Raw genomic sequence first — 20,077 nt, forward strand, 5'->3', positions numbered from 1 at the left:
ATTCCCCCTTATAAAAGGGGGCAAGGGGGGTTGTATTTTTCTCGGCGATTTTACAACCCCCGTACCCCCTTTGTTAAGGAGGAATTTACCATTGTCCGACGCCGCGCCTTCCATTCGCCGCAAATAAAATCTTTCCTCAAAGAATACTTTTTTTGCTAAAATGTCCGTCGATGGATTTCTTGAAAGAACTCAACCCTCAGCAGTACGAAGCCGTTGTCCACACCGAAGGCCCCGTGGTAGTATTCGCGGGAGCGGGCACGGGAAAGACGCGCGTAATAACCAGCCGCATCGCCTATCTTGTCAAGGAAAAAAAAATTCCTCCGTCGAGAATACTCGCCATCACCTTTACCAATAAAGCCGCCGGAGAAATGCGCGAGCGCGTGGCCGCAATGGTCGGACAGTCGGCTGTGGCGTCGCGCCCGGGTTCCGGTTTCGGCCTCGGAGCGTGGGTCTCGACTTTTCACTCTTTCTGCGCGCGGGTGCTTAAGACGGACGCGGTTTCTTTCGGCGTGCGGCCCGACTTCGTGATATACGACGAGGACGACCAGCGCAGGACTCTCAAAGATATCTTAAAAGAACTCCGCCTGGCCGAGGATAAATCTTACCGTCCGTCGGCGGTGGCCGAAAAAATCAATCGCCTCAAAGATTCGCTTAACGACGCGGAGTCGTACGCCCTTAATTCGCTCAATTCGTCGGACGTGCACCGCCGGATATTTTCGGAAATATATTCGATGTACGCAAAAAAACTCGAAGTCGCATCCGCCCTCGATTTCGGGGATTTAATACTTAAGGTCGTGGAGCGATTCCGCGGGGACGCCGCGCTGCTTGAAAGATACCAGAAGCGGTTCGACTACGTTCTGGTCGACGAGTATCAGGACACGAACGCCGCCCAGTATTATCTCACCAAATATCTTTCCGCGGGCCATTCCAATGTGTGCGTCGTCGGAGACGATGACCAGTCGATTTATTCCTGGCGCGGAGCCGACCGCAAGAATATCTCAAGTTTCCGATCGGATCATCCGTCGGCAAAGGTGGTGAAGTTGGAGCAGAACTACCGCTCCACGCCTCAGATACTGGCCGCCGCCGTATCCGTAATTTCGAATAATCTCGACCGTCATCCCAAATCTCTCTGGACGCAAATCGCGGGCGGTCAGGATGTGGCGTGGCGCGAATGCGACAGCGATCTGGAAGAGGCGCAGGCCGTGGCTTCCGAAATAAGGCGGCTCGTCGACGCCGAAAACATCGCTCCGGAAAAAATCGCCATTCTGTACCGCATGAATTCGCAGTCGCGTCTTTTTGAAGACGCTCTTCTGGGCGAAGGCATACCGTACCGGCTCGTCGGAAGCGTCAAGTTTTACGAAAGGCAGGAAGTCAAGAATCTTATCGCGTATCTGAGGGTTATTCAGAATCCCGACGACGAGGTTTCGCTAAAAAGAATAATCAACGTGCCGCACAGGGGCATAGGCGCCGTCACCCTCGATAAGCTTATCTCCCACGCGCGGGCTCACAATCTTACTCTTTTTCAGACGATGCGAATATCGGACACTTTCGGCGGATTGACCGCCAAAGCGGCTTCGCGCGTCAGGGAGTTTGCCGACAGAATAATAAAATGGCAGTCGGAATCGCTTAAACTGACTCCTTCCTCGCTGACTAAAAGTATAGCCGAAGGTTCGGGGTATCTGGCGGAACTCCAGAGGGAAAATACGCCCGAATCGCTGAACCGCGCGGCCAACATAAAGGAACTCGTGAGCGCCGTGGCGGAGTACGAAGAATTACACGAAGACCCGACACTTGCCGGATGGCTCGACGACATAGCGCTTTCGTCCTCGGCGGATTTTTCCGAAGGGTCCGCCAACGGCGCGGTGCTCACGACAGTGCATCTGGCCAAGGGGCTTGAATTCGACGCCGTATTTGTCGTCGGCATGGAGGAAAGCGTTTTCCCTATGGCCTCGGCGTTCCGCGACCCGTCGGAGATGGAAGAGGAGCGACGGCTTTGCTACGTGGCTTTCACCCGCGCCCGCCGACGTCTTTACGCCAGCGGCTCGCGCTTTAAGGTAATCTACGGCAAGCCGACGCGCCTGACGCCGTCGCGCTTTGTCTCGGAGGCCTTCGCATCCGCGCAAAAACCGTCCGCCGGAACCATCGACGAATCGGCCGCCCCGCCGGCCGGCGCCGTCGTCGCGGACGAATCCGCCGCCGGCGGCGTCCCCGCATCCGGCCGATGGCATACCGGCGCCGTCGTGCGCCACAAGACCTTCGGCGAAGGCGTGATAATAGCCGTGGCCGCCGTCGACGAAGACATAAAGCTGACGGTAAGATTTTACGACGGTAAATTGCGAAAGTTTTACGCGCGATACGCGTCTTTTGAAACTATCGCCGACACCCCCTACTGAAACTATGTCTAAAAAAATAACTCCCGAAGAAATACGCCACATCGCGCATCTGGCGCGGCTTAAACTCACCGACGCGGAGACGGAACTTTTTTCCGCTCAGCTGGCCGAGATACTCGGATATGTGGGACGGCTCGGCGAACTCGACCTCAAAAACGCGGCATTGTCCGACCGTAAACCGGTTCCTGCCGAAGCGCTCCGGCGCGACGAGACGTCGCCTTCGCCTTCGCGCGACGCTGTCATCGAAAACGCGCCGTCCCGCTCGGGCGAATATTTTAAGGTAAAAAAAGTAATAGAATAAATGCCCGACTTTGTCGCGGCGGAATTTTTATGACGGAAAAAAAAGATATTAAAACCATCGCCGGCGCGCGCAACGCCCTGATATCTCGGGAGACGACAGCCGTTTCGCTGCTTGAGCCGTATCTTTCCCGCATCGAGCGGCTCGACGATAAAATTAAATCGTTCATAATCACCGTGCCCGACCGCGCTCGCGCGAAGGCCGCCGCCATAGACGCAAAAATCGCGCGCGGCGAGACGCCCGGCCGCCTCGCCGGAACGGTTGTCGCCGTAAAGGACAACATAAATATATCGGGTCTGCCGACCACCTGCGGCTCCAAGATTCTTAAAAATTACATCGCCCCGTACGACGCGACCGTCGTGGAAAAACTCGAGCGCGAGGACGCCTTGATAATCGGCAAGACCAATCTCGACGAGTTCGCTATGGGGTCGTCCACGGAGAACTCGGCGTTTTTTCCGACCAGAAATCCGTGGGACGTCGAACGCGTTCCCGGCGGTTCGTCGGGCGGATCCGCCGCGGCCGTAGCCGCCGGGATGTCGCAGGTTTCTCTTGGCTCCGACACCGGAGGGTCCATCCGTCAGCCCGCCGCTTTTTGCGGCGTGGTGGGAGTAAAACCCACGTACGGCGCAGTGTCGCGCTACGGACTTGTGGCATTCGCGTCTTCGCTCGACCAGATAGGGCCGTTCGCGCGAAACGTCGACGACGCCGCCGCGGTGCTTTCGGCCGTCTCCGGACGCGACCCGCGCGACTCTACGAGCGCCGATGTGTCTTTCAATGGCCTCGACGCATTGAGGCCGGTGTCTCTTGGGGGAATTAAAATCGGATTGCCGGCGGAATATTTCGTTAAAGGCGCAATGGATGCCGAAGTGGTCGAAGCCGTCGAAAAAACCGTCGATGCTATGGCGAAAGCCGGCGCCGAAGTCAAAAAAATATCGTTGCCGCGCACTCAGTACGCGGTTGCGACTTACTATATAGTGGCGCCCTCCGAGGCATCCAGCAATCTTGCCAGGTTCGACGGCGTCAAATACGGGCTTTCCGTCGGGGATGGCGGTCTCATAGATTCCTGCAAGGAAACCCGCGAGGAGGGCTTCGGCCCCGAAGTCAAACGAAGAATAATGCTCGGCACTTACGCGCTTTCGTCCGGATATTACGACGCGTATTACCTGGCCGCGCAAAAAGTGCGCTCGCTTATAGCCGAAGATTTCCGCCGCGCTTTTCTGGAAGTGGATTTCATAGTTTCACCCGTGACGACTTCCGCGGCTTTTAAGATCGGCGAACGCATATCCGATCCGCTCAGCATGTATCTGGCCGACATATTCACGATTTCCGTCAACCTTGCGGGCATTCCGGCGGTTTCCGTGCCATGCGACGCGGGGAAAACTTCCGGCCTTCCGGTGGGTATTCAGATAATGGCGCCCCATTTCGCCGACGAGCGTATGCTGGGGTTTGCCAAGTCGCTGGAGGATTTGGTACAATTTAAGCCGCTGAAAGTATAGTGTATACCCGGTGACAAAACGCCCCGTGAAAAAAAAGGTAATAGTTTTTATTCTTGCCGGCACATTCGTATCCGCCTGGATATTTTTGGCCGCGTCACGCAAGAGTTCCGCCGATTACAGTCAGCGTCTTGCCGAGTTTGAGAGAATAAGCGCCGCCCTGGGCGCCCGCGCCGACATCGTTTCCTTCTATTACAAAGATCTTTCCGATAACTTTGAGTACTACCACCGTCCCGATGATCCGTATCCCAGCGCGAGTTTAGTTAAACTCCCCGTTATGGCCTGCGTTATGGCGGCCGTCGAGGAGAACCGCCTTCCGCCGGATTTAAGCATTGTCTATCGTTCCCGCCATCGCGTCGGCGGTTCCGGTTCTTTGAGATATTCGCGTTACGGCCGCCGCGTCGGCCTCGACGAACTGACCTACAGAATGATAGTCGAAAGCGATAACGTGGCCACCAACATGATTTGTGACACGCTTGGGCTGGGCTACATAAACGAAAAAATGCTGGGCTGGGGAATGGATGTCACCGATATGAAGAGGTGGGTGCTGGATTTAAGAAGACGCAATCAGGGTGTCGAAAACTATACGACTTCGCGCGAGATGGGAATGTTGCTCGAAAAAATTTACAGGGGACAACTGGTCTCACGCCGCGCGTCCATGCAGATGCTCGAAATAATGAAAAACCAGCATTATCGCAATCGCATCCCGAGATATCTTCCGCCCGGCGTTGTAGTAGCCAATAAGACCGGACTTATGAGAAATGTCGTGCACGACGCCGGCATTATCTATTCGACCGACGGCGATTACGTTCTTTGCGTTCTTACCAGAGACATTCCGTCCAAAACCGCCGCCCGGCTCATCGGAGAAATATCCCACCTCATATACGACGTTCACGCCTCGCAAAAAGACACAGGCGCCGCGAAAAAAGACGTCAGTACCGTCCGTCTTCCGTCGTAATATCTATTAAGCTCTCAATGTCATTGCGAGGAGTCGTAGGGGCGAAAAATCTTTCGCCCCTACTTGTTGAGATTGCCACGCCCCGACGTTACGTCGGGGCTCGCAATGACAATGGGCGGGATTATAATTGTAAAAAAAACCGCCCTGCGGGCGGCTGTCTTTAAGAGGGGGAAAAACTTTTAGCGGGAAATTTCTTTTACGTAGAACCTAAAAGTGACACCGGCCATCTTCACTTCGTCTCCGTCCTGCAGAACAACCTGGCCGGTAAGTTTCTGGCCGTTCACTTCGGGGAAACCATCCTTAAGCGCCACAAGCACATAACCTTCCTGACGTTTATTGATGGCGGCGCCCATTTCGGGAACGAATAATCCTTTGAGTTTTACGTGGGCGTTGTCCGACTTTCCGGCGTAGGTTACAAGGCCGGTAAGCTCGAATTCGCTCCGCTCGGCGGTTCCGGACGTAACGACGAAAGTGCCCACTTTTTCCGTCACCTTGCCGGCGGGCGCGGGCGTGACAGTCGGCTGTTTTTTAAGCAGCGCGTCTCTCTGCGCGGGGTCTATGACCATTGTCTGGTCTATGGCGGGGGGTTTTGCTTCGGGCGGCGGCGCGGCGGGTTTGACGCCGTCGTCGAGAAAAATGACGGAGTGCGACGCAATCGTGATTTCGTCGCCGTGGGTCAGTCCGCTTTTGAGAATTTTTCTTCCGCCGATGAACGTGCCGTTTGTGGAGTTTAAGTCCTCGACGAAAAAAGTGTCGCCCTGTTTTATTATGCGGGCGTGATGGCCGGATACGACGGGATTGTCTATAACAAGGTCGTTGTCGCTTTTTCTTCCCAGCGCCACGGATGTCTGTGTGGGCGGCACGGGGAATTCCTTGACGACGGCCGGTCCGAACTTAAGAATGAGTTTTGCCATATATATTTACGCGCGACGCCGGAATTATACAAAAAAAACATTCCAAATAAAAACTTCAAGGTTTTAAGGACTAAGCGACAAGGATTAAGAGCCGCCCAAAAACTTAATACTTATGATTTGAGACCGTTGACAAACCCTTGTCACGTCATTCCCGCGAAAGCGGGAATCCAGAGCTTCCGTCGTAGTATGGATTCCCGATTAAAGCATTCGGGAATGACATACTTGGAAAAGGAAGATTTTTAAACATCCTGACATTAATCCCGTCTTTTTACTGGAATATCTTTTCTAAAAGGGACTCCTTCTGAAACTTTATCAGAATCACCGTTATATTGTCGCGTCCGCCGGCGGCGTTGGCCGCTTCTATCAGCGATTTCGCGGTTTCCTCGCAGGACGCTTTATCGAGAGTCCGGAGTATCCGCTCAAGGTCTTCGTCGGGCACCATTCGCGTGAGGCCGTCGGATGCTATAATAAGCGTGAGGCCGTCGGCCGCGGGGAACTCGGCCGTGTCAATTTCCGTGTTTTCCGAAGTCCCCAAAGCCCGTGAGAGAATGTTCTGGTACTTGGAAACCCGCGCCTCTTCCTCGGTTATGATTTTAAGTTTCAGTTGTTCGGCCACAATTGTATGGTCTTCGGTGACTTGCCGCAATTTGTCGTCGGCAAAAGTATACATTCTCGAATCGCCCACGTGCGCTCTCGACACGATATTTTTTTTGCGGTCGTAAAAAGCGGCGACCACCGTAGTTCCCATTCCTTTTTTGTCGGGCGACGCCTGCGCGCTTTGGTATACGACGGAGTTGGCTATGCGTATGGCGGAAGCCAGATGGTTTCCCGCCGCGCTCAAATTCTTGTCCACCGCGCCGTAGACGACCTTGCCGGGGTCGCCGGGAAGTTTGGCCATATGATGGTAAATCGTCTCGACGGCGCGGTTCGACGCCACTTCGCCGGCGTTATGCCCGCCCATACCGTCGGCCACGACGAAAAGCCCAAGCTCCGCGTCGCAGACGAAAGAATCCTCGTTGTTTGTTCTGACTTTGCCGACGTCCGTCAAACCGCACGCGGAGATTTTCATAACGGGAGCCCCTCTATCGCCGCCAGAAGGTCTTTCTCCATTTCGCCGGCGGTCCGGTATCTATTGTCAGGTTCTTTGTCGAGCGATTTGTCCAGAATTGCCGCGAGGGCATCGGTAATGGCCGGATTGAACTTTCTGGGGTCGGGATGCTTTGCCTGGGTTATCTGGAAAAGCAGTTGCGCTATGGATTCGCCCTCGAACGGCTTGACACCCGTGAGCAACTCGTAAAGTGTCACTCCAAGCGAGAACAAATCCGCTCTGCCGTCGACTTTTTTTCCGGCTATCTGCTCCGGCGACATATAAGACGGCGTGCCCAGCACCGTGCCGGTGGCCGTCTTGCTCGACGACGTTATACGGGCAATGCCGAAGTCCGTGACTTTAACCGTGCCGTCCTTGAGAATCATTATGTTGGCCGGTTTTATGTCCCTGTGCACTATGCCCTGCCTGTGCGCATAATCGAGCGCGTTGGCGGTTTTCGCCACTATTTCAACCACTCTTCTTGGCGGAAGCAGATTTTGCTTGTCGCAGTTTTTCTTGAGGTCGTCTCCGTCGAGAAGTTCCATAGCGATGTAGGAAATGTCGTAGTCCTCGCCGGCGTCGTATATCGTTATGATATTGGGATGGTTCAGCATTCCCGCGGATTCCGCCTCGCGGAAAAATCTCTCTTTTACCATTTTGAGTTGTTCTTCGTCGAGGTCTGTGTCGAACTGAAGGGTTTTTATGGCCACCGTGCGGTTAATCTTGGGGTCTTTGCCCAGATACACAATGCCCATAGCGCCTTTGCCGAGTTCTTTGGAAACCTCGTAACGTCCAAGTGTAGGCGTCTGAGAAGCGCCCTGCACTATAACCGTGCCGCCGTTGTCGGCCTTTTTGCCCAGGCCGCCGCCGACTTTGCCTTCGGAGGCATCCCTGAGATTCTTCATCTTTTCTTCTATGTCCTTGAACTTGGGGTCGACTTTTTCAATGTGGCCAAGCACGGATAGCGCCTTGTTGTACTGGCGTTTTCTCTCGAAATCCAGCGCAAGATTGTACAGTAGATCTTTCATCGCGTCGTCGAGGGGGCACTTGCGGAATTTCTCAAAAGCCATATCGAGCATTCCCTGTCCCTGAAAAGACAATCCCAGCATTTTGTTTGTCTCTATGGAGTCGGCTTCCACAAGCTCTTTCTTGCGTTCCGTGATAAGAAATTTTTTCGACGTTATGAGCAGGTAGCCGCCTAATATCAGAAAAGACGGGTAAGATATTTTTATCCAGAAATTCTGCGCCGTGAAAAAGTACACGCCCGCAATCAAAAATATCGTCAGCGCCGCGCCCGAAACTATGGCGGCGAATTTCGCGCGCATTTTCGGCAGTATTATGCTTATGTAGACGCCTATAAGAAGAATGGCCGCGAATTCGGCGGCGAACGCCCAATCCGGACGGCGTATGTATCTGAAGTGGAGAATATTTTCCACCGCCGTGGCGATGATTTCTATGCCGGGCACGGCCGGAGCCAGCGGAGTAACGTTGAAGTCGGCCACGCCCGTGGCTGTGTTTCCGACCAGAACTATTTTATCCTTGAAAGTTTCCGGGGAAATTTTATCCTCGATTATTTCGTACGCGCTGTAATAGGGGAAAGTTTTGTATCCGCCGTAATAACTCAAAAGCATAAAGCCGCGGTCGTCGAAAACCAGCGAGCCGCGCTTGCCTATTTTTAATTCAGACGGCGTCAGAAACAACGCGTCCGGACGAAGGTTGAGATATTTCAGCGCCGTTTGCAGGGCGAACGAAGGATAAAGCTTGCCCTGATAATCTATGAAAGGCATTTCCGCACGGACTACTCCGTCGGCGTCGGGATATATGTTTACGTGTCCGACGAGAGATTTCTCCGAGAGCAACTGTCCTATGGGGGCGGTAAGTCCCGACGCTTCCGGCATCATATTTCCGGGGAATTCAACTCCGCTGGCGTTTATTTTCGCCAATATATCTTCCGGCGGCATGGGACCGCCCGGCGAAAGCGTAAGATACATAGGCAGCACAAGGTTGTCCATCGACGAGACCATGGCGGCGAGCTTCGAGTCATTGTCAAGGCGCGTTTCTATTTCCTCGATTTCCGCCACTATTTTTTTGGAGAACGCGCGCTGCGCGGCGGCTTTTGACGAAGATTCGGCGTCTATTCTGTTTTTCAGATTTTTTATTTCAGTGAGTCCCGGATTCTGTTCATGCTCGGAGAAAAGCACATTGAGGCCTATCACTCTGGGGGCGGCCGCATTGAGCTTGCTGAGCATATCCGCCGCCACCGAGCGCGGCCAAGGCCATCGTCCCACTCTCGATATACTCTCGTTATCGATGGCCACAATCACCACTTCGGACGGGGGATCGTCGGTTTTAAGCTGCGACCTCCAGTCGTATGTTTTGAGCTCCAAAATTTTCAGCGCCGAAAAATCCGCCAAATAAAAAACGGCCACTATAAGAGTCAGCGCAACGCCGATAATAATGTCAATGTTTTTTTTCATAGAGTATGTCCCGTGATTGGGCGGGTTTGGGTATTACTTAAAGTATATGCCCCGCCTGCTCTGTTTATGCGATTATTATATATAAAAATATGTGAAACAGTAAATAGTGAATAGTGAATAGCGATAAATAGTCACACGTGTCCGGTTAAACCATTGCTTTATGTGGACTTAAAATATTCCCCCTTAATAAAGGGGGATACAGGGGGTTGTGATATTCAACAATCATCAGCGACAAAATGTGCGATAAACTTGTCCTCAACTTGATTGGGGATCGCACCGCTACATATTTGGTTTTACCGGTATTTTTTTATGGTTCAAAGTCGGATATACCTTCTCGTCACATATTTGGCTTTTTTGGTATTTTTTTGTAGCGGTCGCATTTATGCGACATCAACCTTGGCTTTAGTTGTCCTTCATTTGAAAAAGGGGGGCACAACAACTGAAAAAGAAGAACACAACAACCCCCTTACCCCCTTTGTTAAGGGGGAATACTTTGAGTCATCATAAAGCAATAGTTCGACAGGACACGTGTAATTTACCATTCACTCTTTTACTCGCGGGTATTGACATCGTCATATATTTTTTTATACAATTGAACTGACCGGTCAGTCATTGTTGTGGAGAGGGGAGCTGGAGGTGGGAAGTAGAAAGTAAGGGGTGAGAGGTAATATGAAAAAAACAAAACCTGTTTCCCGCGCCGAGCGTGCCGCCGTCCGCAGCGCCGTCACCAAGGAAAAAATACTTGACGCGGCCATTAAGGTTCTGACGCAAAGGGAATACTATCTGTGCCCCGTGGAAGAAATAGCCCGCGCGGCGGGAGTGGCCAAGGGAACTATTTATCTGCATTGCCGCAGCAAAGAAGATCTCTATTATATGGTGTTTTTCCGCGTTCTCGAAGACCTGAAAGCCGTAGCCGTCGAGATATTGAAAAACTGTTCGGATCCCGCCGAATGTATGGAAGAGTTTCTGGAGAAGTTCACCGGAGTGTTCTCGACCAACCGCAACATATTTTTGTCTTTGAGGCGCGACATAAAAATGGGCGCTCCGCGTATGCAGGAAAAGCTTCATAAGAAGTTTGCCGAGGTAATTGATTCCGTGGCCGACATAATCGCCAAGGGAATAAAAGCAGGGGAGTTCGCGAACTATCCGCCGCGGCTTGTCGCCACAATGTTCGGTTCGCTCATATTCATAGTGGCTCATCACGGCATCGACAAACACGAAATTGTGGAAGGATTTTCCCCGAAAATGATAATGAAAGTATTCCTCAACGGACTTAAAAGGCGGTGAGAAATATGAAATTTTCCAAAAAAATATCGGCGCAAACACTTGCGGTTTTCTGCGCGGCTTTAACGCTCGCGTTTTTGTCAGGGCCTCTAATCGGAGCCCGTGCCGTTGTGATTACGGAGGACAAGGCCGTATCCGAGGCGCGCCAGAGGGCTTTTGAATTGAAGGCGGCCCGCGAGACGCTTAATGAAGCGTCCGGTAGGGTCTACGAAGGTTTCTCCGGATTCCTTCCTAAGGTAACACTTGCCGCAAATTACACCAAACTCAGCGCGCCGCAGATAAATATATCGGGACCTGCCGCGGCCCTTTTTGCGGGTAATTTCAGCCCCGCCATGACGGCTACCGACCTTTATACGGGACAACTGAACGTGAGCCAGCCGTTGTTCGCATGGGGCAGAATATATCACGCGGATCGCCAGGCGCGCCTCGGATATAAGATGGCTCTTGAAAAATACCGCCGCGTCTCCAATGAAACGGTTTACAAGGCGCGCGAACTGTTTTACGGGACGCTGCTTGCGCAAAAAATGCTGGCCATCGCCGAAGAGTCGGAAAAACTCGCCGAAGGACGTTACAATATGACGAAACGTCTTTACGACGAGGGCAAAGCGTCCACTTACGATGTCTCCCGCGCCAAAGTCGGTTTGGAAAACGTGCGTGTGGCGGTGGTGCGCGCGTCGAACGCCGCCGGGATGTCGATCGAGGCGCTCAAAACTTTTTTGAATCTGCCCGACGATATTGTCGTAGAGGGCGCCTTCGCGCACGTGGAGAAAGAACTGTCGCTCGACGACCTGACCGCCCGCGCGATGTCTTCGCGCCCCGAAGTCGCCGAAGCGGCCTTCAGAGAGCGCGCGGCCGAAAGCATTGTGGCGATGGCCGTATCCGGCGACAAGCCGTTTGTGGCGGCCACTTACGCGTGGACCGCTCAGAGCGCCGACTACGCCGCGCCTTACGAGAAATGGGACACCAGATGGCAGGCGGGTGTGGCGTTGCAGTGGCCTGTTTTCGACGGCTTGGCAACTTTCGGGCGCGTAAAACAGGCCCGCGCCGGCTTGAAATCGCTGGCCGTTGCCCGTCAGTCCGTGGAAGCGGGCGTCAAGCTTGAAGTCCGTTCGACCTATCTTAATCTGCGCCATATAAAGGAAAGCATCCGCGCGCAGGAGCAGAATGTGGAATCCGCCAGGGAGAATCTTGAAATTGCCCAGAAGAGATATTCTCTGGGGCTTATGTCCTATATTGAGCTTCAGGACGTGCACCTGGCTTTTTCTCAGGCGGAAACCAATTATCAGCAGTCGCTTTACGAATATAATCTGGCGCTTGCCGCTATAGAAAAGATAACCGGAGCGGATAAATACAGGCAATAGGCAGAGAAATTTGTAACTTGTTTAATGATTTTGTAGCGGCCGCATTGCTATGCGGCCTGTTATTATGGCGGGATAGCAATCCCGCCGCTACATATCTTTAGGGAGGATTTTTATGAAAAAATGGATGATTATACTTATTGCCGCCGTGGCGCTTTTGTCGATTTACAGGATTGTAAGCGTTCGCCGCGCCGCATCAAAACAATCTACCCAGACCGTCGCGCCCGTCGAAACGGCCAAGTCGAAGCGGCTTGATGTTTGGGAGACGGTCGAGATCACGGGCGACGTGCGCGGCTATTTCGAAGCGCGCGTATTTCCCAAAGTTCCCGGACGCTTAAAGGAGCGCTTAAAAGAAGCCGGCGAAAAAGTGTCGCGCGACGAGACATTCGCCGCCATAGACCGTGATGAACCGGCTTTTGAATACGCCTTGGCCGAGGTCAAGAGTCCATTCGACGGTATAATCACGAGATATTTCGCCAGTCCCGGCGAGATGGTTTCGCCGCAGGCGCCTTTGGCCGAAGTTTCTTCGATGGACAGAATAAAGGTGGTCGTGCAGGTCTCGGAAAAGGACATAATGAAGATATCGGCGGGTCAGTCGGCTAGATTTTATCTCGACAGCTATCCCAAGAGAGCTTTCAGCGGCAAGGTCGAAAACATCAGCCGCTCTCTGGACTCCGTGACGCGCACCAGCGGCGTGGAGATATCGGCGCAGAATCCCGACGGCATCCTGAGACCGGGGATGTTTGCCCGCGTGGAAATACTTGTCAACCGTCGCGCCGCGGCGATAGTCGTTCCGCGCCCGGCGGTAATATTTAATCCCGGCGGAGAGAGTGTCGTTTTTGTAGTCAAGGATAGCGTAGCGAGCAGAAGAAACGTGCGCTTGGGAATATCGGGAACGGAAATAATCGAGGTTCTCTCCGGTGTTACCGCGGGGGAAAGTGTCGTAACTATGGGGCAATACGGTCTTTCCGACGGAGACAAAGTCAATGTTTGCGTTGAAGGTGTGTCTAAAAGCAGTGGTGAGTGAATAGTGATTAGTGGTTAGTAAAAGCAAGAATTTTTTCTATCCACTATCCACTATCCACTCATTACTGGAGAACCCAATGAAACTACCGAGTTTTAGCGTTCGACGTCCCGTCGCGACCACAATGGCTTATCTGGCCGTGGTGGTACTGAGCGTTGTCGCGTTAACGCGTCTGCCTCTGGATATTCTGCCCGAAATAACTTTTCCCGCCATAACCGTCACAACCACTTATCAGGGCGCCGGTCCGGAGGACGTAGAAAAACAGATCACGAGCACCGTAGAATCTATGCTGGGCATTGTTCAGGGTCTCAAGGAAATAAGGTCCAATTCCGTCGAGAATATGTCGATAGTCCGTTTAATGTTCGACTGGGGAACCAATCTCGACGAAGTCGCCAACGACGTGCGGACGCGGCTGGAGTTCGCAAAAAGATTTTTGCCTTCCGAGGCCGGCACTCCGGTGCTTCTTAAGTTCGACCTTTCCCAGGCGCCGGTGATGTTTCTGACCGCCTCCGCCGACGAGAACTACGGGCGTCTCAATGAAATCTTAAACGATGAAGTCGCCGAGCCGTTAAAGAGAGTCAGCGGCATCGGCAACGTTTTTGTCATCGGCGGCGAAGAGCGCCAGATTCGCGTCGACGTGAGCCGCAGACGACTTGAGGCCTATAACATAGGACTTTCGCAGATAACGCAGGCGCTTGCCGCGCATAATCTTACGCTTCCGGCGGGGGATATTAACGTGGGCGGGCAGGCGTTTTTTCTGCGGCTTCCGGCGGAGTTTAAAACCGTGCGCGAGGTCGGCGACACTCTTGTGGGCTTTCATCAGGGGCGTCCTGTTTTTCTTAAGGACATAGCGGAAGTGTCGGACGCTTTTGCCGAGCCGACTATGATAGCCCGTCAGGAAACCAGAAAGTCGGCTCTTATGATAGTACAGAAGCGCAGCGGCGCCAATACCGTCAAGGTGGCCGACGGCGTGACTGCTCAGATAGAAATTCTAAAAAAGCGTCTTCCGTCGGATGTGGACATTATGGTGGCCTACAATCTTGCCGACGACGTCAAGAGGACAATCTCCGGCCTGACGACTTCGGTATTGATAGGCGGATTGCTGGTGGTTCTTGTCACCTACCTTTTTCTCTTTAATCTGCGGTCGAGTTTGGTAATACTCATAACCATACCCATTTCGCTGATTGTTTCCTTTTTGTTTTTGTATCTTATGGGTTACACCATCAACATAATGTCGCTGTCGTCCATAGCCATAGCCATAGGAATGGTGGTTGACAACGCGATAGTGGTGCTTGAAAACATAGTGCGCCGCGGACAGGAATACAACGAATCGTCCGTGGACGCGGCCATAAACGGAGCCGCCGAAGTGGGTCTGGCGGTGAGCGCTTCCACGCTGACCACGGTCGTGGTGTTCCTGCCGCTGATTTTTTCAAGCGGTCTTGTCGGCATTCTCTTTAAACAACTCGGCTCGGTAATTTCCATTACGCTGTTGATATCGCTTGCCATATCTCTGACGCTCAGCCCCATGATCGCGTCGCTTGTTTTGGGCAAAAAAAATACTTCGACGCGGCGCCATCCCGTGCGCGAGAAATTGGAAAATTATATGGAGCGATTCCTTGCCGTCGTATCGGCGGCCGTGCTGGAGATTCTCGGTTACGCTCTTGCCAGAAGGAAAAAAACGGTTTTTGTCGCGGCCGGAATTTTCGTGATCTCGCTGGCGTTGCTGCCGTTTATCGGCACGGAATTTCTTCCGTCGGAAGACGCCGGATTTTTGCAGGCAAAAGTGAAGATGCCGGTCAACACTCCTCTGAAAGACGCCGACGCTTTTGCCGTGCGGCTTATCGGGGAATCAGGACGCATACTCGGCAATGAACGCGAAGTGATATTCGCCCGCACCGGCTCAAGCCCTTTCGGCGGCGGCGGTATGAGCCAGGAGGGTTCTCATATAATAGAGATGTCATTCCGCCTTAAAGAAAAAAACAAACGCCGTACGGATAAAGCGCTGGCCGATATCCTGCGCAAAAGATTTTCTGAAATCCCCGGCCCGTGGAAAATTGATTTTCAGACGGGCGATATGATGAGTCAGCGTATGGGCGGCTCGGGGAAACCGTTGTCGATAGAGATAGTCGGATACGACATCGGCGTGACGGACGAACTGGCCGCAAAAGTCAAAAGCATACTGGAAAACACTCCGGGCGCCGTCGACGTTACGATAAGCCGCGAAAAGGGAAAACTGGAGTATCAGCTTAAGGCCGACCGCAGAAAACTATCGGCGCTCGGAATAGCGCCGGCCCTCGTCGCCGATGCTCTCAACATAGCTTTCGGCGGCCGCACGGCGACAAGTTATCGCGCCGGCAAGAACGAGTACGACGTATTCGTGCGCCTTGCGCCGGAAGACCGCAAGGACATCCGCGATGTTCTGGATATGCCCGTCAAAACTCCCGATGGCAGGAGCTTTCTTGTGAGGGAACTTGTTTCGGCGGATCTGGCCGCCGGCCCGCTGACTATCGACAGAAAAGACCAGCAGCGCTTTCTTACCGTCGACGCCAATATATCGGGCCGCAGTTTGGGCGACGTCGCGGCCGCGGCGGAAAGTCGTATAAGGCAGATAGCGCTCCCGCCGGGCGTTTACGTGGAGTTCGCCGGCAGCGTCAAGGAACAGCGTGAGGCCTTCCGCGATCTGTTGCTGGCGTTCCTTCTTGCCGCAATGCTCACATATATGGTTATGGCCGCGCAGTTCGAGTCGTTCCGCGACCCTTTCATCATAATGTTTTCTGTTCCCTTCGCCATAGTGGGCGTGCTCTGGGGACTGTTTCTGACGGGGCAGACACTCAACGTCGCCTCATTCATAGGCCTGATAATGCTCGTCGGCATAGTCGTCAACAACGCCATCGTTTACATAGATTACACGATACGTCTCAGGCGGGATTCCAAAATGAGCGTAAAAGAAGCGCTGGTGGAATCCGCGCGCGTCCGTCTTCGTCCGATACTTATGACGACAGTCACTACCATATTCGGAATGATGCCTATGGCGCTTTCCACCGCGCAGGGCTCTGAGACATGGCAGCCGCTTGCGACCGCGGTAATCGGCGGCCTGCTTTTTTCCACGTTGATAACGCTGGTTCTTGTTCCGGTGCTCTACGATATCTTCGAGGAACGTCTCGGTAAATTCTGACGAACCGCCGCCGCATTTTTTGCGAATTTGTTTTGTCGGCGGTATTGACTGTCCTCCGCTGTTATTGGTATAATCCGGCTGTAGATAGATAAAATTTCTGTCAATGTTCCCGAGGTGACTTATGAAAATCAAATTGTTCGCAGTCCTTTCCGTGCTCGTTTTTGTCGCCGCCTGCGCAAAAAAACAGGTCGTCAAACCGCCCGAACCCGTCGCTCCCGTCGCAGAAAGCAAAGAAGAGCCCGATGTCAGAGCCGAGTGGGAAAGTATTCCCGAACTGGCCGTCGTTCTGTTTGATTACGACAAATACGACGTTCGCGCCGACGCCCGCGCCGCCCTTGTGAAGAACACGGAATATCTTAAAAATAATGCAGGGCTGAAAGTTCGTGTCGAGGGACATTGCGACGAAAGAGGAACCACCGAGTACAATCTCGCGCTGGGTCAGCGCCGCGCCTCCGCAATAAGGGATTACTACATACGCCTCGGCGTTCCCGCCGCCAGAATCGCCACTATTTCTTACGGCGAGGAAATGCCCGCCGTTTCCGGCTCTACCGAAGGCGCCTGGGCCAAAAATCGCCGCGCCGAGACGAAGATAGGCAGAGGGAAATAATCCTCGGCTCCCGCCGATAATTCCCATGAAACTCATTCCCGCCGCGGCTTTGGCCGTGTTCTTTCCTTTTGTTTTCGCGGGCTGTCTTGCCACTTCGCGCGAGATAGTCGAATTGCGCGACGACATCAACCAACTCCGGCTCAAACTCAACGAACTTCAGATTAATCAGGCCGACCTCGGCGACAAAATGTCGTCGCTGGACCTGAATATCTCCGCGTTTTCGGAGCGTCTGGAAGAAAACAAAAACGTAATGTCCCTGGTCGCGCGCCGTCTCGACGACATGGAATCCAATATCACGTCTAAGGTCGGCAAAATTTCAGACAGGATGGACGCCCAGTCCGACCGTGGAACTCCGTCGAATTCTTCCGGAGACGCCGCCGCTGCCGGTATCCAGCCCGCTTCCGGCGCGGCGGAAATACCGCCGGGCGAACTATACCGCATGGCTTACGATGATTTTGTCGCCGGACGGCAGGAATCTGCCGCCGACGCTTTTAAAATCTTTCTTGCAAAACATCCCGATGCTTCGCTTGCGCCCGACGCGCGGTACTATCTTGGCGAAAGCTATTACTCGCGGTCAATGTGGAAAGATGCCTCCGCCGAGTTCTCCGCGCTCGTCGAAAAATATCCCAAGTCGGAGCACACTCCGAGCGCGCTCTACAAAAAGGCGCTTTCCGAGGAGATGCTCGGTAATTCCGAAGACGCCAAAAAAATCTACGCCGATATAATAAAAACTCACCCCGCGTCCCAGGAAGCGGTTTCGGCGGCGGAACGGCTCGGAGCCCTTTCCGAACCTTCCAAAAAAAAGTAGATGGACGCGTCGTTTCGCAGATCGCTCGCGGTCTCGGCGGCGTTGCATGCCGCGCTGTTTTTGTCGGCCCTCCTTGAGATTGCACTCAAACCCAGATATGTGGTGATCCCCGTCGATCTTATGTATTTTGCTCCGCCTGCGCAGAGCGTAGAGGAGATTATTAAGAAGGAAGATGAAATCATCGTGCCCCGCAAGCCGGCGGAAGTCAAAAAAAAACCCGCGGAAGTAAAAAAAGATAAGCCGCAGCCGGCGCCTCCCGCTCCTCCGGCGCCGATGAAACCATCGGCGAGTATTTCGCCGGAGTCGGCGCAGTTTCCGTATCTTTATTATCTCAGACGAGTGCGCGAGGCGATATCGTCGAACTGGGGCTGGAGCGGCCGCGAAACGGGCGGACTAAAGAGCGTGGTTTATTTTAAGATCCGGCGCGACGGAACCATAATCGAGCCGGAACTCAAAGAATCCTCCTCCGACGACGTTTTCGACGCTGTGGCTCTGCGCGCGGTCAAGATTTCGGCGCCCTTCGCGCCTCTGCCGACGGGTTACCAGGAAAATACTCTGGGCATTTATTTTGAGTTTTCGTATAAAGAATGAGCAAAGGACGCCATTGCCATTGCGAGGAAGGAACGAAGTGACTGACGAAGCAATCTCGCTTATTGTGAGATTGCCACGGTCATCAAGTTCGGGAACTTGATGACCTCGCAATGACATTATGATTGGATGATAATGAAAAAGAACAAACGCGGCCACCGCCATATTTTTTTTGCGCTGACTTTTTTTGCGGCTGCCGTACCTTCCGTCAATGCCGCCCCCCGCGACGTTTATCTTAAACTGACGGCACACGGACAGCGATTGGATTTGGGTGTATCCGAATTTGTCGTCGGGCGGGGCGCTTCGGTCGAAGACGCCAAGACCGCGCGGCAGGCGCGCTCCGTGGCCAAGGACGATTTGGTTTTCACAAGAATTTTCAACATTGTGGAGGGCGGCCCCTCATATACCGGCAAACCGGACGAATTAAAATACTGGGAGAAAATAGGGGCGGATATACTTTTGTGCGGAGAATTCCGCGCCGAGGCGACCGGCCATTATGTCGTTGCCCGTCTTATGGATGTGGAAGGAAAAGGGGAAATATGGTCGAAAGAATTCCAATTCGATAAAAAAGAGTCCCCGAGAAAAATGGCGCACTCCATAGCCGACGAAGTCGTGCTGCGGCTTTCGGGCGAGAGCGGCATTGCGTCAACAAAAATAGTTTTTTCAAACGACGCTCCCGGCTCCAAAGAAATTTATGTAATCGATTACGACGGGTATAACCTCAGACGGCTGACAAACGAGAATTCCATAGCGCTTTTACCGAAGTTTTCGCCCGACGGTAAAGAAATAATTTATACCACATACTACAGGGGAAATCCCGATCTCTATAGCATAAACACCGAAAACCTGGAACGTCGCGCCGTTTCCACCACCCAGGGGCTCAATACCGCCGCCTCGTTTTCGCCGGATTCTTCGCGGATTGTCCTTACGCAGTCCAGAGGCGAAAGCCCCAATCTTTATCTGCTCGAGCGCGACGGAAATTTCATAAGACGGCTTACGCGTTTTTCGGGGATTGACACCTCTCCGAGTTATTCTCCGACGGGCAACGACATCGCGTTTATTTCAAACCGCGCTGGCTATCCTCAACTTTATATTATGAGCGCCGAAGGCACAAACTTCAGGAGAGTATCCACAAGAGGTTTTTGCGATTCGCCAGCGTGGTCTCCGCGCGGCGACAGAATAGCGTTTACCATGTACGCCGACGGGAAGCACAATATTTTCGTTTATGAGGTTTCAGGCGGCAAGATATCGCAGCTTACGTCGGGCGAGGGAAACGACGAAAATCCGTCGTGGTCGCCCGACGGCAGATATATAGTTTTCACTTCTACAAGAAACGGCAGGAAAGAACTCTTCAGAATGTTCGCCGACGGCGCTTCTCAGGCGCGCGTTGCCGACATCCCCGGCAAGTGCCACACCCCGAACTGGTCTCCGCGGCTGTACTAAAATCGTAACAGAAGACGTGAAGCGTGAATCGGGAAGCGGGAAGAGTAGTTTTCCTTTAACCCTTCACCATTTACCCTTCACGCTTTACGTCTTGTCTCTTCGTAACAACTTCGTAACAATTATTTTGTATAAATACTTGTGTTCGGACTCATCGGCTTTGTAGCGGGCGCATT

At 53.1% G+C, this 20,077-nt stretch carries 15 protein-coding genes; 12 read left to right on the top strand and 3 right to left on the bottom strand.

Features of this window, described 5'->3' with window-relative positions:
* Positions 1 to 170: 170 nt before the first annotated feature.
* The 4 genes from CVU77_04185 to CVU77_04200 are packed head-to-tail and all read left to right on the top strand — an operon-like array spanning position 171 to position 5,139.
* Positions 171 to 2,393 (top strand): ATP-dependent DNA helicase PcrA, encoded by a 2,223-nt coding sequence (locus CVU77_04185; protein ID PKN01712.1) that lies wholly within the window; start codon positions 171 to 173, stop codon positions 2,391 to 2,393.
* Positions 2,394 to 2,397: 4 nt separating this feature from the next.
* Positions 2,398 to 2,691: an Asp-tRNA(Asn)/Glu-tRNA(Gln) amidotransferase GatCAB subunit C gene (locus CVU77_04190; protein ID PKN01713.1), complete on the top strand. Its 294-nt coding sequence runs from the start codon at positions 2,398 to 2,400 to the stop codon at positions 2,689 to 2,691.
* Positions 2,692 to 2,720: 29 nt separating this feature from the next.
* Positions 2,721 to 4,184: an Asp-tRNA(Asn)/Glu-tRNA(Gln) amidotransferase GatCAB subunit A gene (gene gatA / locus CVU77_04195; GenBank protein PKN01714.1), complete on the top strand. Its 1,464-nt coding sequence runs from the start codon at positions 2,721 to 2,723 to the stop codon at positions 4,182 to 4,184.
* Between the two features lie 10 nt (positions 4,185 to 4,194).
* Positions 4,195 to 5,139 carry a hypothetical protein gene (locus CVU77_04200; protein PKN01715.1) on the top strand — a complete coding sequence of 315 codons (945 nt, stop codon included), beginning with the start codon at positions 4,195 to 4,197 and terminating at the stop codon, positions 5,137 to 5,139.
* 179 nt (positions 5,140 to 5,318) lie between these two features.
* Here the strand turns inward: CVU77_04200 and CVU77_04205 are convergent, their stop codons facing one another.
* From CVU77_04205 to CVU77_04215, 3 genes are all read right to left on the bottom strand, one after another.
* On the bottom strand, positions 5,319 to 6,053 hold the full coding sequence (locus CVU77_04205; GenBank protein PKN01716.1) for a hypothetical protein: 735 nt from the start codon (positions 6,051 to 6,053) through the stop codon (positions 5,319 to 5,321).
* A 268-nt stretch (positions 6,054 to 6,321) separates the two neighbouring features.
* Positions 6,322 to 7,122, bottom strand: coding sequence for a serine/threonine-protein phosphatase (locus CVU77_04210; protein ID PKN01717.1), 801 nt, complete (start codon positions 7,120 to 7,122; stop codon positions 6,322 to 6,324).
* Positions 7,119 to 9,617, bottom strand: a complete 2,499-nt coding sequence (locus CVU77_04215) for a serine/threonine protein kinase (protein ID PKN01718.1) — start codon at positions 9,615 to 9,617, stop codon at positions 7,119 to 7,121. The genes CVU77_04210 and CVU77_04215 overlap by 4 nt, the downstream gene beginning before the upstream one ends.
* 669 nt (positions 9,618 to 10,286) lie before the next feature.
* Here CVU77_04215 and CVU77_04220 point away from each other — a divergent pair.
* From CVU77_04220 to tolB, 8 genes are all read left to right on the top strand, one after another.
* Entirely contained in the window at positions 10,287 to 10,904 is a 618-nt protein-coding gene (locus tag CVU77_04220) for a hypothetical protein (protein ID PKN01719.1), read from the top strand.
* Positions 10,905 to 10,909: 5 nt separating this feature from the next.
* Entirely contained in the window at positions 10,910 to 12,262 is a 1,353-nt protein-coding gene (locus CVU77_04225; protein ID PKN01720.1) for a hypothetical protein, read from the top strand.
* A gap of 112 nt (positions 12,263 to 12,374) precedes the next feature.
* Positions 12,375 to 13,286, top strand: a complete 912-nt coding sequence (locus CVU77_04230) for a hypothetical protein (protein ID PKN01721.1) — start codon at positions 12,375 to 12,377, stop codon at positions 13,284 to 13,286.
* 76 nt (positions 13,287 to 13,362) lie between these two features.
* Positions 13,363 to 16,458 carry a hypothetical protein gene (locus tag CVU77_04235; protein ID PKN01722.1) on the top strand — a complete coding sequence of 1,032 codons (3,096 nt, stop codon included), beginning with the start codon at positions 13,363 to 13,365 and terminating at the stop codon, positions 16,456 to 16,458.
* A 121-nt stretch (positions 16,459 to 16,579) separates the two neighbouring features.
* The gene (gene pal, locus CVU77_04240; protein ID PKN01723.1) at positions 16,580 to 17,065 is read left to right on the top strand and encodes a peptidoglycan-associated lipoprotein; all 486 of its coding nucleotides are present in this window, start codon (positions 16,580 to 16,582) and stop codon (positions 17,063 to 17,065) included.
* A 25-nt stretch (positions 17,066 to 17,090) separates the two neighbouring features.
* The gene (gene ygbF, locus CVU77_04245; GenBank protein PKN01724.1) at positions 17,091 to 17,873 is read left to right on the top strand and encodes a tol-pal system protein YbgF; all 783 of its coding nucleotides are present in this window, start codon (positions 17,091 to 17,093) and stop codon (positions 17,871 to 17,873) included.
* Positions 17,874 to 18,464, top strand: a complete 591-nt coding sequence (locus CVU77_04250; protein PKN01725.1) for a hypothetical protein — start codon at positions 17,874 to 17,876, stop codon at positions 18,462 to 18,464.
* 126 nt (positions 18,465 to 18,590) lie between these two features.
* A complete protein-coding gene (gene tolB / locus CVU77_04255) occupies positions 18,591 to 19,904 on the top strand; it encodes a Tol-Pal system beta propeller repeat protein TolB (protein PKN01726.1) in 1,314 nt (437 codons plus the stop codon).
* The last annotated feature ends 173 nt before the right edge of the window (positions 19,905 to 20,077 follow it).

The sequence above is a fragment of the Elusimicrobia bacterium HGW-Elusimicrobia-1 genome (assembly GCA_002841695.1).
Taxonomy (GTDB): Bacteria; Elusimicrobiota; Endomicrobiia; order PHAN01; family PHAN01; genus PHAN01.

Coding starts and splice junctions, on each gene's coding strand:
- CVU77_04205 (PKN01716.1), bottom strand. CDS start 6,053: ATGGCAAAACTCATTCTTAAGTTCGGACCGGCCGTCGTCAAGGAATTC.
- CVU77_04190 (PKN01713.1), top strand. CDS start 2,398: ATGTCTAAAAAAATAACTCCCGAAGAAATACGCCACATCGCGCATCTG.
- tolB (PKN01726.1), top strand. CDS start 18,591: ATGATAATGAAAAAGAACAAACGCGGCCACCGCCATATTTTTTTTGCG.
- CVU77_04235 (PKN01722.1), top strand. CDS start 13,363: ATGAAACTACCGAGTTTTAGCGTTCGACGTCCCGTCGCGACCACAATG.
- CVU77_04220 (PKN01719.1), top strand. CDS start 10,287: ATGAAAAAAACAAAACCTGTTTCCCGCGCCGAGCGTGCCGCCGTCCGC.
- CVU77_04225 (PKN01720.1), top strand. CDS start 10,910: ATGAAATTTTCCAAAAAAATATCGGCGCAAACACTTGCGGTTTTCTGC.
- CVU77_04185 (PKN01712.1), top strand. CDS start 171: ATGGATTTCTTGAAAGAACTCAACCCTCAGCAGTACGAAGCCGTTGTC.
- CVU77_04250 (PKN01725.1), top strand. CDS start 17,874: ATGGACGCGTCGTTTCGCAGATCGCTCGCGGTCTCGGCGGCGTTGCAT.
- CVU77_04215 (PKN01718.1), bottom strand. CDS start 9,617: ATGAAAAAAAACATTGACATTATTATCGGCGTTGCGCTGACTCTTATA.
- gatA (PKN01714.1), top strand. CDS start 2,721: ATGACGGAAAAAAAAGATATTAAAACCATCGCCGGCGCGCGCAACGCC.
- CVU77_04210 (PKN01717.1), bottom strand. CDS start 7,122: ATGAAAATCTCCGCGTGCGGTTTGACGGACGTCGGCAAAGTCAGAACA.
- CVU77_04230 (PKN01721.1), top strand. CDS start 12,375: ATGAAAAAATGGATGATTATACTTATTGCCGCCGTGGCGCTTTTGTCG.
- ygbF (PKN01724.1), top strand. CDS start 17,091: ATGAAACTCATTCCCGCCGCGGCTTTGGCCGTGTTCTTTCCTTTTGTT.
- pal (PKN01723.1), top strand. CDS start 16,580: ATGAAAATCAAATTGTTCGCAGTCCTTTCCGTGCTCGTTTTTGTCGCC.